Here is a 13,878-nt window from a genome sequence, read left to right as displayed (position 1 = left end):
GGCATACCCTTTATCAGCATAAATGTCCCGACTTGTATTTGACCGATCCAAAACGGCTTCAAAAAACTGGCTATCATGGACAGCAGCGGTTCCTGACGCGATGTGGCGGATCACTTTATATTTTGTATCGACATTGATGGTCAGTTTATAGCCAAAATAACGTTTACCGTTCTTTTTCGTCCAGGTTGCCTCGGTGTCTTTCTGGCATCGTTTGTTTGCTGTCCAGTTATCCGGGGTTTTACCCTGACGGATTTGTTCATTTTCTTTCTTCTTATTGTGCTGCTTAGGCACTGGGATCAACGTAGCATCAATGATTTGGCCCCCTCTGGGAATGAATCCCTGTGCCGAAAGCTGATGCTTCGCCTCTTCAAACAACGCGCTGGCCCCTTCCTGCCCAATCCGTTTTTCGAAACACCAAATCGTGTTACGGTCTGGAATATTAATGACATCGGTCAAGCGACAAAAACGTTGCCAACTCATTCGATCAAGCAATTGATATTCCATCCTTTCATCGGAAAGATTATGGAAATGTTTCAGGATAATGATACGCACCATCACCTCAGTCGGGAATGGCGGGCGTCCCCCTTTGGGAGAAATAATACGTGGTACGACATGGTCTAGGGTGTCAGCCAGTGCCGAGAAATCAACATACTTATCAAGAATAAGCAGCGGATCACCTAATTCATCAATTTTTCGACGGTGATATTCGGATGCCAGCTTGTCTTTTTTTAAAGCAGAACGAGGCGGTATCATGACGGCGCTACCTTGCAGAGATATACTGTGTCTACATTTTACTCAATTTTGTGGCTGTGAAAAGTTTTTAGAGGTTCCCCTCAATCAGTGCACCAAAACACATCGCCGAAAGCAAATGAATTGCAATAGATGTTAACTGCATAATATCCTCCATAATATAAAATGGATAAATATTCTTCCAAATGACTACTTTGCTAGCTTAGCAATTCATAAATCCAAAACTGCAATTAAAACATTTACTCTTACAAGCATAAGCATTTAACTGCTGGTCATCTTTTTGAATTAAACTAATGCGCAGCAAGTTGCCAGAAGAAATAAATTCTTTCTCTTTTCGTTAACAATAGAAAAAACATCAGACTTAATCTGATTATTGATGTGTTCCCGGAGGGAATAAGGAGTGAGTATATAACAGTACCATCGATACCCCGATATATCTCTTTGATACTGTTTTCGTGATCTGAATAGCCGATCTACAGTACCGCATCATCTTTCGGGTGAGTACAACTCATGAAACTGAAGCAGCATCGCCCTCCATTATTCGGCAAGCAGTAAATTCATTAAAATGAAAAGATTAACGATGAGATTTTATTTAATTCTAAACTTTGACTGTCCAATTATTAGCTCTCCAATAAAACTTGGACGAAATTATAAGCAGGTAAGATTAATCAGTAAAGGCTTCACTTATTAAAAGAATAGTATTCTTGTAGACTTGTTTAATAAAATAATTACTATCGTTTAATATATTATGATTAACTTTTTTAAAATCACCTAATAAACAAAAAGCCCGCCAGGGCATTTTAGCATGGCGAGCTTAACAAATAGGTATAAAGGCAAATTAGATAGCAGTTACGTTTGCTGCTGCTGGGCCTTTGGCACCGTTTTCAATGGTGAACTCTACGTTCTGGCCTTCAGCCAGAGTTTTGAAACCGTTACCTTGAATGGCAGAGAAGTGAACGAATACGTCTTTGCTACCATCGGCTGGAGTAATGAAACCAAAACCTTTGGACTCGTTGAACCACTTCACTTGACCTTTCATTTTGTCAGACATGTGTCTTTCCTATATATCAAAAAAAACTCGCCACCTTGGGCATGTGTTGGCCATTATCAGCTATTACTTATGGGGCACTAAGAAGGAAACGGTCTACAAAGGCTAATCAAGATAGCACTTACACATAACGCATTAACTCAAGATGTCGTACATAAAGTAGGTCTGTTAATCAGGCCAAACGCATTAACGCATGACCGAACCGGAATAGCAACCTTTTTATGGATTATAGATCTAAAAAAATTTCAGACGCTCAATATTAGAACAGAATAACCTAATAAATAGATGCATTTATGCTTTTATTTGATTTATTCAACTTTTATCTTAAACAAAAATATTCGTGATCATCAGGAACAATAACAGTTTTACAAATTAAAAGAAGTAATTGCTATACAGATGGAGACGCCCGGCATGATAACCTTGGAAAGGTGGGTATTTTTAATTTGATAACTGATTTCTACAATAATTGGGCTGGTATTATGAACATCATCAAACAGATATTGATTCAGGACCTAGAGCGGATCAATCTTGCAGAGCATAGGGATGGTAAAGTACATTTTAATAGTATCTTTATTCATCAGCATCCATACCTGTTTTTAGCTATGATTGTTGCTTATGTTTTCCTCGCTGTACTGATGTGGTATGCCCCCTATTTCGGCACTTGGTCACTGCTTTTATTTACTGCACTTTTTTTTGTTATGGCTGCCGTTCTTCTTTTCGATATCAAACCCGTTTACCATTTTGACGATATTGATGTGCTGGATTTACGTGTTTGTTATAACGGCGAGTGGTTTGTCGATGAAAAGGTATCTCAGAATGCCGTCAATACAATACTCGGTCATCCGAATGTCCCCAATGAAGTGAAAAACGAAATCAAACAGATCATTCTAAAAAAGAACGGAATATGCTTTTATGATGTTTTTATGATCGCATGCTCAGAGCAATCACCTTACTTTCAACCTTATCAAGTTGGACAAAAGCATGTAATTTCAGCAAAATAGCATAATTTTATAGCAATGCGATCACATGATGAGCAAGCGTTAGAAAAATCGAATTTTTGCATTGACACATCCTGAGTTCGTCGTTAATATTCGCCCCGTTCTCAGGAACACAGCAATTCCTCCATAGTTCAGTCGGTAGAACGGCGGACTGTTAATCCGTATGTCACTGGTTCGAGTCCAGTTGGAGGAGCCAAATTTAAAGAAGCCCGATTCAGTTTTGCTGGTCGGGCTTTTTGCTATTTAATCTTCATCAATTTGCTCGACTTGCCTTTTGCTACACTTAATCACTTCCAGACGCCACACTTTGTGGATCACTAGGATAGTGATTATTGTAAAAATGGCTACTTTCTATCACAAAAGATAACAAAACATCATCATACAGAACAACACTTAACCAATTGAATTTATTTTTTATTTTTCTGCTTTACAACCCTTCTCCATTTCCCTATTATTCATCACGTTCTCAGGAACACAGCAATTCCTCCATAGTTCAGTCGGTAGAACGGCGGACTGTTAATCCGTATGTCACTGGTTCGAGTCCAGTTGGAGGAGCCAAATTTAAAGAAGCCCGATTCAGTTTTGCTGAGCCGGGCTTTTTGCTTTTCTGCTTTTTGCCGGGGCATTTATCTGCCATCAGAAAATATAACGAAATATTAATTCGTTATCATGAGTAAAGCCTAAAAAAATGCGTCTCTGATTATTTTTTGCTATAAAAAATGATAAAAAACCACCGCCTTGAATGCGTCTCAACCACTTGAACTGATTTTTTATTTTTCTGCTTTACAAGCTCTCTCCATTCCCCTATTATTCGCCTCGTTCTCAGGAACACAGCAATTCCTCCATAGTTCAGTCGGTAGAACGGCGGACTGTTAATCCGTATGTCACTGGTTCGAGTCCAGTTGGAGGAGCCAAATTTAAAGAAGCCCGATTCAGTTATGCTGAGTCGGGCTTTTTGCTTTTCTGCTAAAGATACACTGATGAGCTGAAAATCACAAAGCACATATTATCGACAAAAAGTACATATTAACGGCAAACAATCAGTTATTATGATTTTCCCCTTTGACAAATGAGAAAATAGCCGTTAATATTCGACCCGTCTTGAAGGAGTTCCTCCATAGTTCAGTCGGTAGAACGGCGGACTGTTAATCCGTATGTCACTGGTTCGAGTCCAGTTGGAGGAGCCAAATTCAATTCACCCTCGTTTTGTTACTTCTATTTTTTCCTTTTTTGATACAATTAATTTCCTCTGAATACCCTAGCCTTTATAAAATAAAAATCTTAATTCTGCAAAAATAGCGGAACTTTATCATTTAATAATAGCTATTTAACTATTTTCTCTTTATCATCTACCTCCGGCTTAAGGAATGCTGAATCAGCTTCCACCATTTCTCACCTATATTCTGGAGCCGGTTCCATGACTACTGAATCATATACCATTAAAATCCGCCGCCCTGACGACTGGCATGTTCATTTTCGCGATGGTGATATGCTGAAAACTATCGTTCCTCATACCAGCCATTTCTTTGGCCGGGCTATCGTTATGCCAAATCTTGCCCCACCTGTGACAGATGTTGCCAGTGCTAAGGCCTATAAAGACAGGATAATGGCAGCCATTCCATCAGAACACCAGTTTCAGCCTCTGATGACCTGCTATCTCACGGATTCAACAAACAGCTCCCAAATTGAAATAGGTTACAAAGAAGGTATTTTCACTGCCTGTAAGCTCTATCCTGCCAATGCAACAACTAATTCCAGCCACGGTGTTTCAGATATACAGAAGATCTATCCTCTGCTAGCAACAATGGAAAAATTAGGAATGCCTCTCCTGATCCATGGTGAAGTGACTGCAGCTCATATTGATATTTTTGATCGTGAAGCCCGTTTTATAGAGCAGGTCATGGAGCCGTTACGTAAGCAGTTCCCTGAGCTGAAAGTTGTTTTCGAACATATCACGACCAAAGAAGCTGCCGAATATGTTCTTGAAGGCAATGATAAGTTAGGAGCAACACTCACTCCACAGCATTTGATGTTCAACCGTAATCATATGCTGGTTGGCGGGATCCGCCCACATCTCTATTGTTTACCAGTATTAAAGCGCAATATTCATCAGGAGGCATTACGCGCAGCTGTTGCCAGTGGCTGTGACCGCTTCTTCCTGGGAACGGATTCCGCTCCTCATTTATTGCACCGTAAAGAATCTTCCTGCGGATGTGCCGGTGTTTTCAATGCTCCAACCGCTTTAGCTGCTTATGCAACTGTTTTTGAAGAAATGAATGCAATGGAACATTTTGAAGCATTCTGCTCTCTGAATGGCCCGAAATTTTATGATTTACCTGTTAATGATGGTTTTATCGAACTTACACGCAAGCCTACCCCAGTTTTCGAATGCGTCGAACATAATGGCGAAAAATTGATCCCATTCCTGGCTGGAGAAGATGCCGGATGGGAAGTCAAAATATGTAAGTAACCTCTCATTGTGCTTCATGCGGAGATATTTAGTTTCCGCATGAAGGCATCATCCCTCTTTCCCTACCAAACACGATAACGTCCACTCTCAGATAAAATGATCAGCATCGGGTTTCTGAGACTGGTTGTAGTATTAGTTTGATAAAAAGGTTTATACTGCAATTACTCATCTTTGATGAGATTCGCAGCTCTTAGTCAATTATACCAATAACAATGCTGTAGTCTGATTAGGAGGTTATATGGGACAAAAAGATGAAATTATCCAAACCCACCCTGTTGTAGGCTGGGACATCAGTATTGTTGACACCTATGACGCCATGATGATTCGCCTTCATTACTTATCCTCCCCAGATCAAACCACAAAGACAGATAATGTCAGTATCGACAAAACATTGTGGTTAACTACAGGAGTTGCAAAACAGCTAATTCTAATATTGCAGGCTGGGATCGAGAAGATTGAATCATCAGAATACGACCAACTTGACTATACAAAACATTAACAGCAAATTTCATACCTATTAGGACACTCAGAACATTGAGTGTCCGCCACTGCTATCAAAAAAATATCAGCTCACAGAATTATTCATATAGTTTATTATTTTTCACAATACTGTATTATAAACAGCCAGACACTGCCTGATATTTAACTATCCGGTAGACTGTTTCACTTAATGATAACCACTATAGAACAAGGATGTTCAGCTAATGAAGCTATTAATCATTGATGAGTGCTATTATACCCGCCTCGGGATCATTGAGTCCCTGAGAGAAAATACGAACATCCTTACAACAGGTATGAATTCAATTCATGATGCAATAACTACTCTCCAGGTATTTTCACCAGATATTGTTCTGATGAATCTAACACATTACGGTTATTGCAGTTCATACTGTGAATACATGAAGTTATTTTTATCCTTAATGCATGACAGACGCATTTATATCTATATTGATAAGCCATATCCATGGGCAGAAAATCATATCCAATTGACTAATAAGGATTTTATTTTACCGAAAAGAAATCTTAGCTTACTACTTCAACGATTAAAAGAAATGGCTTCATATGATATTCAACACTATTTTTCTCATTTCAATGCAAAAAGTTCTATTTTTAGCCCGCAGGAAAATAGGATCCTCTATTATTGGATGCTGGAAATAGGCACATATAAGATTGCAAAGATATTAAAAATAAGCGGCAGTACCGTTTATTCGCATAAACGACATATCATTGAAAAATTAGGAGTAGTTAACCAGATGGAGTTACTTTTTATTTATAATATCTTTAAGTATCTCTGTTAATAATTCAACTGGCGCAATTACATTTAAGTTATTACGCCAGTTTGCAGTACCTGTTCATTCAGTAGACTAAACAGGCAATTAAATAAGATCTATTGCTTGATGGATTGCAGCGAAGTGATATTCAAACCTTCGCTCAACCGATAACGAGACTTGTTGAAAATTTTAGCCCCATTTTCTCTTCCTGCCCGACGAGCACGCTGTTCGCCTTCAGGAAGTAACATTTCTTCCCGGCAAACATCGCTACAACATCCCTCAAACCGTTCTGCGCAAGACGGACATTGGATGAATAGCAAATGGCATCCATCATTTTTACAGTTAGTATGGCTATCACAAGTTGAACCGCACTGATGGCACTGAGCGATAACGTCTTCAGAAATACGTTCTCCCATACGCTCATCAAAAACAAAGTTTTTACCAATAAAGCGAACAGGCAGCCCCTGAGCTTTCGCCTTACGGGCATACTCGATAATACCGCCTTCTACATGATAAACATTGTTAAAACCATTGTGCAGCATATAAGCACTTGCTTTCTCACAACGGATCCCGCCAGTACAATACATGACGATATTTTTATCTTTATCATCCTTCAACATTTCAACTGCCATAGGCAACTGCTCACGAAATGTATCTGACGGAATTTCAATCGCATTCTCGAAATGCCCGACTTCATATTCATAATGATTGCGCATATCAACAAATACAGTTTCTGGATCATCCAGCATCTGGTTAACCTGATCCGCTTTCAGGTATTCACCGGTTTTTGACGGATTAAAAGTTTCATCTTCAATACCATCAGCAACAATACGCTCACGCACTTTCATGCGTAATACCCAAAATGATTTGCCATCATCTTCTAATGCAATATTGAGTCTCAAGTTATACAAAGCAGGATCAGCGGTATTTAATACTGCTTTCAGGGCATCAACTTTTTTAGAAGGGATGCTGATTTGCGCATTGATACCTTCTTTAGCGATGTAAACCCGTCCAAAAACTGACAAATCCGTAAATTGTTGGTACAGGCTGTCGCGAAAATCCTGTGGCTCAGGAATAGCAAAATATTTATAAAAAGAGATGGTTGTGCGCGGCTCGGTTTCAGCCAACATACGTTCTTTCAGTTCTTTGTTAGAAATACGGTTATGTAACACTGGCATGGTGTTCAAAGTACCCTTGTAGTTTGTTGATATGTATACATTAATATCTATGTCCACATAGTGTCGACTCTAGATCATGATCGAAACATTTAACTAAAAACCCCTAGTACATACTTGGGGTTTTTATTTTCTACAATATTACTTTTTTCTGTGACCCAGATCTATCAATCCCTGTTCTGAATTGATTGTATATATAGAAATTACGTGTTCACTATAACTAAGCCAGGGCCTAACAGGGATGTGTTGTCCTTTTGCTGCGGCGTCACTTTCAGCGATAAATCCGCAAAAAGTGACGCCTTGAGTTCTGTAAACAGTCAGCAAAAATCGTGCAAACGTTGAAGTACCATCAGGCATAGCAAAACACCGTAAGGTTAAATGTCAAACGATAGTCATGTTAATGGATTAGCTGTAGAAAAATTGTCTGTTGAATAATTCAAACAGGAATAGAAAAAAGTATGAACGGATGCGCAAAAGCTATCCCTTTGATCATTGAGGATAAATAGAATTTATGTTGATTTGAAACGCCAGTGTGTAAATCCACGTTCAATACACTTAGATAACCAGATAAAGATATCCTTTTGGATTATCTATTAGTTTAAAAGACCTTCATTGCCAGGCGAGGGTTTAGGTGTCTTGACAATATCTGCTTCCAAAGGTGAGCAGATGTACCGCAATTCTTGCTCTCTCTTTCAGGCTACGAGAGTTTTGTTTCGCCACCCGAAGGCGATCCTGACAGGCGATGGATCATTAGTGTACATGGAATATTAGCGGCTGTGGTGAGTAGGGTCAACAAATTATGTTATGGATTAATTGGAATCTAATCTATCAAATATAACTTGTATTAGCCGCGATTTGACCTGACGCTATTATGGTAGGGTGCGATTAAACTTGACGGCCGACTATGAGCGAGGAATAGAAATTGACTTTACAGGAACACAGAATGCTCTGAAAGTGGATGATTAGTTTAATCAAGAGGCTTACAGAAAGAGTATCTCATTACCCCAGAGGCAGTTTTACACCAACAAAATGGTTTCCATATCGTACTGTTCTAAAATAGATTTTTTGGTGTAACCCACATGAAGTACCCTTTTAAGATGATCTAACGTTCTTAAGGAAAAATCACTCTGTTCAGCACGTATAGCAGAATCATATTAATATGACATAATAGCTGGATTCATATGACAAAGGATAAAGTGGGATGGGCTATAGTCTGGATTTTCGAAAGAGAGTACTGGCATATAAAGACAAGCATTCGTTGACCTTCGAACAAACGTGTACCCATTTTGAGATTTCTATGCGGACCTTATTTCGGTGGAGTCACAAAATAGAACCCTGTGTGACACGGAATAAGCCGCCCACGAAAATCAGTGATGAAGCGCTTCTCACTGATGTCAAAAATTACCCCGATGACTATCAATGGGAAAGGGCAAAACGCTTGGGTGTCGCGCAATCTGCTATCCATTACGCCTTGAAACGGCTGAAAATAACAGTCAAAAAAAACGCTAAGACACCCCAACGCTGACGCTCAGGCTCGTCAGGCGTTTGTCGAACGCATCAGCCACTACGAACAGGCGATGAAACCGATTGTTTATCTGGATGAAAGTGGTTTTTCGCAGTCTATGCCCCGCACACACGGTTATTCGGCGAAAGGGTTACGCTGCTTCGGTACACACGATTGGCAGGCTAAAGGCCGCATGAATGTCATTGGCGCGATCCTCGAAAAGACCTTCGTGACCTTAAGCTTATTTTCTGGAAACATTAATGCGGATGTCTTTCATGCCTGGATGACACAAGATTTGCTGCCTAAGCTCCCAAGCGGAGCCGTGATTGTGATGGATAATGCCCCCTTCCATAAACGGCATGACACAATAAAAGCGATAGCAGACCACGGTTGCCTGTTGGAATGGTTACCTCCTTACAGTCCGGATTTGAACCCCATCGAACCGAAATGGGCTGAAGTCAAAGCGATAAGAAGACGAGAAAGGTGTTCAATTGATGAACTGTTTATGACGCATGTAAAATATGTCTAATTATTTTGATTTAGCTATAGTTAAGCAGAGAATCTACCGTGGTAATGTCTCTTTGTTGATTGGTGGAGTGGGCAATGAACGATGATGATGACTGTGAAAAATATCGAGTCTCAAAAGTCATCATCATAGACATTGCTCAACCAATAGGGGGATTATCAACGACTTCATACGAAAAACTTAGAACATATTTTTCAAAAACATCGGTCTCCTCTTACGAGATTGCTGAATTTTCGCCGGGCACTGGAATCAGTGCTGCGCGTTCTTCGGCCTCGGCATAATCACCCGCAAACCATTCGTAATGAACTTCTGTGATAATTGAAGCTGGCGGTTCTTTGTTTTCAATAACAATTAATTGTATGGTATCTGGTAATTGGGCTAGTGAATGCCAGAATCCGGCTTCGACACCCGCGGAAATTGGTTCGTCTGAGCCCGATACCTTGGCCGCCTCTTTCTTCTTGTAACTGGTCAGTGGCGAGTCGATTACCACTATCAGGGTGCGGTCGCCCATTGTTAACACAGTACTTTAAGAGTCCAATGATAAAGGCCGAATAGAGTATTGCTCAAACCCCCTTGCCGTGTGACTGCCGAGGTTGACCGTCAACAACAATGTCGTATTCTTTCTCATCAAAGGAAACTCGAGGCTTGGAACTCCATTTCCACTCGGTCAAAATTGCTTCTATCTCTCTGTAAAAGTCAGTCAGTGATTGGGAAGACAGTCCTTCCCATTCCAGTTTTGTTTGGTTGCTTTCGGTAAGCGATTTTTGGAGATCTCTTTGGAGCTTATGCAGTTCCCCCCATCTTTGGAAATCAGTATACTCAGCGTCTCTTTCGGCCCGGTACTCGAGCTTTTTTTCGAGGTGTTCTGCGGTGTGGGTAAGTAGAGGCGTCAAGTTACGGGTGAGATTTCCCTGTAGAATAGTAAGTTCGGTCTGAGCATTGTTTTTTTCTTGTTCCAGCTCTACTTTTCTTTGGTCGAGACTACCAATTGCTTTTTGGAGGTCAGCTAGATACGCATGAATCTTTGCAGCTTCCGCTGTTGCAGAACGCCGAATTTCATCGCTGTTCATCAGCATCTGCGTTCTTTCACTGTGGTAATGATGGAGAGTTATATTTTGTCCTCAGAGAGAGCAAGGAACCTCTTGAAGAGACTCAAAGTAGTGAGCTCCTTCCGTAAGAAAGTCCAACCGTCTTAGGTCGGAGTGGTATCGTTCTTCGAGCAGGCTATATCTCAATTGGATTTCAGTCACACCCAACAATTGAGATTCAGCTTTTAACATAAGCGCTGTTGCTACCTGCATTTCCTCGTGTAAACAGGAAATATTGGCTGTTGCTTTTTCGACCTCTTCGGTCAATCTCGCAATCATATCATCAAGCTCATCGTCATATTCCGGATCAGACTGGAGGCTTTCCGAACTAGCTCCAAAGCGTTCTTCAAGCGGCTGAAGCATCTCTTGCACAACCTCAAGTTTCGCTTGCAGCCGTGCTTTTATGATTTCAGTTTTTTCCTCGGTTACAATTCCAGCATCGTCTATGCCAGTGAGAATATACGAGAACATGCGTTTTCGAGCGGTATCGTCAAAACTGGCGCGACCAGTTACTGGCGAGTATTCGTCGATGATGGATACTTCATCAACTAGGAATAGGGGCGCAAGTGTACGGATAGAAAGACGTTGCGTTGCGCCACGAGCATTCTTGCGCAACTTAGCCTCCTTAATTCCTGCGAATGGGAAAAGTATTGAGGTAACGTCAGGTCTCTGACTCTTGCCTTTACGGACAGGTGCTATCGTCTCGCCTTTTCCATCAATGCCGCGGATTGGGAAGTAATGAGCCACTAGTTTGCCGCCATCCAACGCACGAGTTAGGGTTAGCACCTCGTTTTTGGAATTTTCAAACTCAACAAAAAGATGTGTGTAAGAGATTGCCTCTTTAGGCTTTTTTTTTAAGCTTTTCAGCACCAAGGATATAGTCTAAGCAGCTAATAAGATAGCTTTTTCCGGTTTCCGATTCCCCCGCCAGAATGTTCGCGCCACTATCGAAATCCACATAAGCATCTTGAACGCCACTTCCGCGCAAAAGAATTTTTCTTATCCTAAGCATTTTCACAATTCCAATAAGTCTATTGCGGTCAATCGGTCAAATTCAGAGCCCCATCGGCCCACATTTTGTGTCATAAATGAAGCAAGCTCGTCATTTGAGAAGTGACGAAACTGTTTTGTTACCCATAAGGCTCGTTCTGCAAGCTCATTTGCATAAGGGGACGCTAAGAGCTGCACAAACCTTCCAGTTAACTCGGAAGCCTGATACAGAATTCCTTCGGGAGAAAAGACAGCCTCGATCAATTCCCTCGAGAGCATCAAATTAAGCCCTGCTTGTATTGAACTACGCTTCACAAGAAGCTCTGCCCCCCGATGAGGAACCGCTGGGTGAAGACTCTTAGGCCCACCTTGTACGTCGCTGGTATGCACAAGGAGGTAGTCATAAGATACGATTCTTTGTAGAACCATAGCCATATTACCAGCTGCGTATAATATGAAGAGTGCACGAAAACCATACTCTAAGGGTGAGTTAAAAGGCCTTTCTTCAAAGTGTCTCTCTATTTCTGAAATTTCAATTATGGGTTGCACCAGTCAATCACCTTATCGTTGGCCAATTGATGGCAAATCCCTTCACGGTCTTTACTCGTGACGTGAACAGCAAGCGGATGCGCACCAAGTTGTAAAGTTTGTGCAGCCTTTACAGTACTTTTCAGACGGACTAATGGCGTCCCTTCGTGATCTGAGTATGTGTAATACAGCCCATCATTAAATTCACCCAGCAAGGTATTAAAAAATGTTTGATTAGCCATTTGATCTCTAGCAAGCTCCTTCAACCCTTCCGCACAATAAAAGGTAATTCGAGAACGTTCGAAAAGTTTTACATGGCTAATACTGTTTTCAAAATCAGAGAAAGTCCGAACTGGGTTTGCTATATCATTGCTAATGACGGTGTAAATCTGCTGAATATATACGGTTTCTATAGGATCGACTGCTGATGGAGGGGCTTCGGACGGATCGCGTTCAATTAAAGGTGCGCCAAAGATCGTGAGATGAAATGAGGTTTTTCTATGTTCTTCGAGTAAATCATGTGGCTGCTTTGCACGAAAAATACTGAAATCAAATGTTTCGATGTAGCTTCGGAGCTCGATTGTCAGGGGGATATCATGTTTTGATGTGATCGCTTTGGCATAAGTCGTCCACCCGGAAAGAATTGCCTGTTTGAGTTTTTCTGGAGCGTCAAGAAGATCTTGAAATGGTGATGTGACACCTTTGTGTGTAACAAAATAGTATTCTTCAGGTGCTGTGTAGTCCCCGGAAAAAGTATAAAAAATAACTTTTGCGATTTCGACACCAGCCTTTGGAAGCCCTAGATTGGCATCATAATGCTTGCATTGATACAGGTACCATCGTCGAGGTAAAACATCTACTGGGTCAAGCCATACAACTATGTCCCGTCCCTTATCCCCAACACCGCCACGCTGCTGTACTTCATTTACATATTGCTGCTTGGCAAGGTAATCAGATGCCCATTCGAGTGTGAAACGTTCAAATTCGGCGGCACTGAATTGCGCCAGACGCACAAGAGGTGCGATAGGTAGCCCTACACCCAACCCAAGCAACCGAGCATTAGCGCCCGGCCAGGGGGTAGGCACAGATAATTCGCTAAGCGTAGAGCCAAGACCCTGTTTTATTTCTTCTACCACCATAACCGGATTTCAGACGCCCGCCTATAGATACACCTAGACCATAGAGAAAATTTCCAATTACCACATTTTCATACAGTTTCACGGATATCCTTCCTTTAAATGAGGCTTTTTCACATCAGGTGGGAAATTCATCCCTTCATAGAATCCCTACATTCGCGTTGCTCCAAGGGTGCACCATTGAGTTTGACTGACCAATAAAATGCTAAACTCCCTGATTTATCAAGATAAAAATTTAATTCGATGGAAATTGGTAGAGGTGAGAAGACGAAGGGAAACCGCACTAGTACTACAGTCGTGACTCATCTTGTGTCATGATGGTTATCTTCTCTATTCTACTCCCAAGAGAGGTCCTATGACTTCACCTGTCAACCCCTGGGAACAGGAGCTACTG

15 protein-coding genes and 4 tRNA genes are annotated in these 13,878 nt (G+C 41.1%); 10 read left to right on the top strand and 9 right to left on the bottom strand.

Going from position 1 to position 13,878, the window contains the following annotated elements; translation table 11 throughout:
• Both AACX68_RS01415 and cspE read right to left on the bottom strand, forming a co-directional pair.
• Window positions 1-750, bottom strand: a 750-nt coding sequence (locus AACX68_RS01415; RefSeq protein WP_228860393.1) for an IS5 family transposase, incomplete at its 3' end; no start/stop codon positions are given.
• An 838-nt stretch (window positions 751-1,588) separates the two neighbouring features.
• Window positions 1,589-1,801, bottom strand: coding sequence for a transcription antiterminator/RNA stability regulator CspE (gene cspE / locus AACX68_RS01410; protein ID WP_010847246.1), 213 nt, complete (start codon window positions 1,799-1,801; stop codon window positions 1,589-1,591).
• A gap of 476 nt (window positions 1,802-2,277) precedes the next feature.
• Here cspE and AACX68_RS01405 point away from each other — a divergent pair, with 476 nt between their 5' ends.
• The 8 genes from AACX68_RS01405 (at window position 2,278) to AACX68_RS01370 (ending at window position 6,564) form a co-directional block, all read left to right on the top strand.
• Window positions 2,278-2,799, top strand: coding sequence for a YlaC family protein (locus AACX68_RS01405; protein ID WP_228860391.1), 522 nt, complete (start codon window positions 2,278-2,280; stop codon window positions 2,797-2,799).
• A gap of 117 nt (window positions 2,800-2,916) precedes the next feature.
• Window positions 2,917-2,992, top strand: a tRNA-Asn gene (locus tag AACX68_RS01400).
• Between the two features lie 286 nt (window positions 2,993-3,278).
• A tRNA-Asn gene (locus AACX68_RS01395) sits at window positions 3,279-3,354 on the top strand.
• Between the two features lie 280 nt (window positions 3,355-3,634).
• Window positions 3,635-3,710 (top strand) — tRNA-Asn (locus AACX68_RS01390).
• Between the two features lie 197 nt (window positions 3,711-3,907).
• Window positions 3,908-3,983, top strand: a tRNA-Asn gene (locus AACX68_RS01385).
• 230 nt (window positions 3,984-4,213) lie between these two features.
• Window positions 4,214-5,266 carry a dihydroorotase gene (pyrC, locus tag AACX68_RS01380; RefSeq protein WP_228860390.1) on the top strand — a complete coding sequence of 351 codons (1,053 nt, stop codon included), beginning with the start codon at window positions 4,214-4,216 and terminating at the stop codon, window positions 5,264-5,266.
• Between the two features lie 238 nt (window positions 5,267-5,504).
• Window positions 5,505-5,765 carry a biofilm formation regulator BssS gene (bssS, locus tag AACX68_RS01375; protein ID WP_099123488.1) on the top strand — a complete coding sequence of 87 codons (261 nt, stop codon included), beginning with the start codon at window positions 5,505-5,507 and terminating at the stop codon, window positions 5,763-5,765.
• A gap of 205 nt (window positions 5,766-5,970) precedes the next feature.
• Window positions 5,971-6,564 (top strand): response regulator transcription factor, encoded by a 594-nt coding sequence (locus AACX68_RS01370; RefSeq protein ID WP_228860389.1) that lies wholly within the window; start codon window positions 5,971-5,973, stop codon window positions 6,562-6,564.
• Between the two features lie 89 nt (window positions 6,565-6,653).
• On the opposite strand, the gene trhO is transcribed toward AACX68_RS01370, so the two are convergent.
• Window positions 6,654-7,715 carry an oxygen-dependent tRNA uridine(34) hydroxylase TrhO gene (gene trhO, locus AACX68_RS01365; protein WP_228860388.1) on the bottom strand — a complete coding sequence of 354 codons (1,062 nt, stop codon included), beginning with the start codon at window positions 7,713-7,715 and terminating at the stop codon, window positions 6,654-6,656.
• 1,198 nt (window positions 7,716-8,913) lie between these two features.
• Between trhO and AACX68_RS01360 the strand changes: the two genes are divergently transcribed.
• Together AACX68_RS01360 and AACX68_RS01355 are read left to right on the top strand one after the other, a co-directional pair.
• Entirely contained in the window at window positions 8,914-9,237 is a 324-nt protein-coding gene (locus AACX68_RS01360; protein WP_228860387.1) for an IS630 transposase-related protein, read from the top strand.
• Window positions 9,238-9,268: 31 nt separating this feature from the next.
• The gene (locus tag AACX68_RS01355) at window positions 9,269-9,745 is read left to right on the top strand and encodes an IS630 family transposase (RefSeq protein ID WP_228860392.1); all 477 of its coding nucleotides are present in this window, start codon (window positions 9,269-9,271) and stop codon (window positions 9,743-9,745) included.
• A gap of 211 nt (window positions 9,746-9,956) precedes the next feature.
• On the opposite strand, the gene AACX68_RS01350 is transcribed toward AACX68_RS01355, so the two are convergent.
• From AACX68_RS01350 to AACX68_RS01325, 6 genes are read right to left on the bottom strand one after another with little or no spacing between them, the layout of a single operon-like run.
• On the bottom strand, window positions 9,957-10,253 hold the full coding sequence (locus tag AACX68_RS01350) for a hypothetical protein (protein ID WP_228860386.1): 297 nt from the start codon (window positions 10,251-10,253) through the stop codon (window positions 9,957-9,959).
• A 52-nt stretch (window positions 10,254-10,305) separates the two neighbouring features.
• Complete coding sequence (locus AACX68_RS01345; RefSeq protein ID WP_228860385.1) at window positions 10,306-10,812, bottom strand: hypothetical protein; 507 nt, start codon at window positions 10,810-10,812, stop codon at window positions 10,306-10,308.
• Between the two features lie 51 nt (window positions 10,813-10,863).
• Window positions 10,864-11,700 carry a hypothetical protein gene (locus AACX68_RS01340; protein WP_228860384.1) on the bottom strand — a complete coding sequence of 279 codons (837 nt, stop codon included), beginning with the start codon at window positions 11,698-11,700 and terminating at the stop codon, window positions 10,864-10,866.
• Complete coding sequence (locus AACX68_RS01335) at window positions 11,672-11,842, bottom strand: hypothetical protein (protein WP_228860383.1); 171 nt, start codon at window positions 11,840-11,842, stop codon at window positions 11,672-11,674. The genes AACX68_RS01340 and AACX68_RS01335 overlap by 29 nt, the downstream gene beginning before the upstream one ends.
• A gap of 2 nt (window positions 11,843-11,844) precedes the next feature.
• Window positions 11,845-12,369, bottom strand: coding sequence for an ABC-three component system middle component 2 (locus AACX68_RS01330; RefSeq protein WP_228860382.1), 525 nt, complete (start codon window positions 12,367-12,369; stop codon window positions 11,845-11,847).
• A complete protein-coding gene (locus tag AACX68_RS01325; protein ID WP_228860381.1) occupies window positions 12,357-13,487 on the bottom strand; it encodes an ABC-three component system protein in 1,131 nt (376 codons plus the stop codon). The genes AACX68_RS01330 and AACX68_RS01325 overlap by 13 nt, the downstream gene beginning before the upstream one ends.
• Between the last annotated feature and the right edge of the window lie 391 nt (window positions 13,488-13,878).

Source organism: Xenorhabdus sp. PB61.4 (assembly GCF_963894935.1).
Taxonomy (GTDB): Bacteria; Pseudomonadota; Gammaproteobacteria; order Enterobacterales; family Enterobacteriaceae; genus Xenorhabdus; species Xenorhabdus stockiae.
The sequence above is the reverse complement of the archived record's forward strand: the minus strand, read 5'-3'. Positions and strand labels throughout refer to the sequence as shown.

Bases quoted from the DNA above. Each gene is read 5' to 3' on its own strand.
- cspE (WP_010847246.1), bottom strand. From the start codon at position 1,801: ATGTCTGACAAAATGAAAGGTCAAGTGAAGTGGTTCAACGAGTCCAAA.
- AACX68_RS01405 (WP_228860391.1), top strand. From the start codon at position 2,278: ATGAACATCATCAAACAGATATTGATTCAGGACCTAGAGCGGATCAAT.
- pyrC (WP_228860390.1), top strand. From the start codon at position 4,214: ATGACTACTGAATCATATACCATTAAAATCCGCCGCCCTGACGACTGG.
- bssS (WP_099123488.1), top strand. From the start codon at position 5,505: ATGGGACAAAAAGATGAAATTATCCAAACCCACCCTGTTGTAGGCTGG.
- AACX68_RS01370 (WP_228860389.1), top strand. From the start codon at position 5,971: ATGAAGCTATTAATCATTGATGAGTGCTATTATACCCGCCTCGGGATC.
- trhO (WP_228860388.1), bottom strand. From the start codon at position 7,715: ATGCCAGTGTTACATAACCGTATTTCTAACAAAGAACTGAAAGAACGT.
- AACX68_RS01360 (WP_228860387.1), top strand. From the start codon at position 8,914: ATGGGCTATAGTCTGGATTTTCGAAAGAGAGTACTGGCATATAAAGAC.
- AACX68_RS01350 (WP_228860386.1), bottom strand. From the start codon at position 10,253: ATGGGCGACCGCACCCTGATAGTGGTAATCGACTCGCCACTGACCAGT.
- AACX68_RS01345 (WP_228860385.1), bottom strand. From the start codon at position 10,812: ATGAACAGCGATGAAATTCGGCGTTCTGCAACAGCGGAAGCTGCAAAG.
- AACX68_RS01335 (WP_228860383.1), bottom strand. From the start codon at position 11,842: ATGCTTAGGATAAGAAAAATTCTTTTGCGCGGAAGTGGCGTTCAAGAT.
- AACX68_RS01325 (WP_228860381.1), bottom strand. From the start codon at position 13,487: ATGGTGGTAGAAGAAATAAAACAGGGTCTTGGCTCTACGCTTAGCGAA.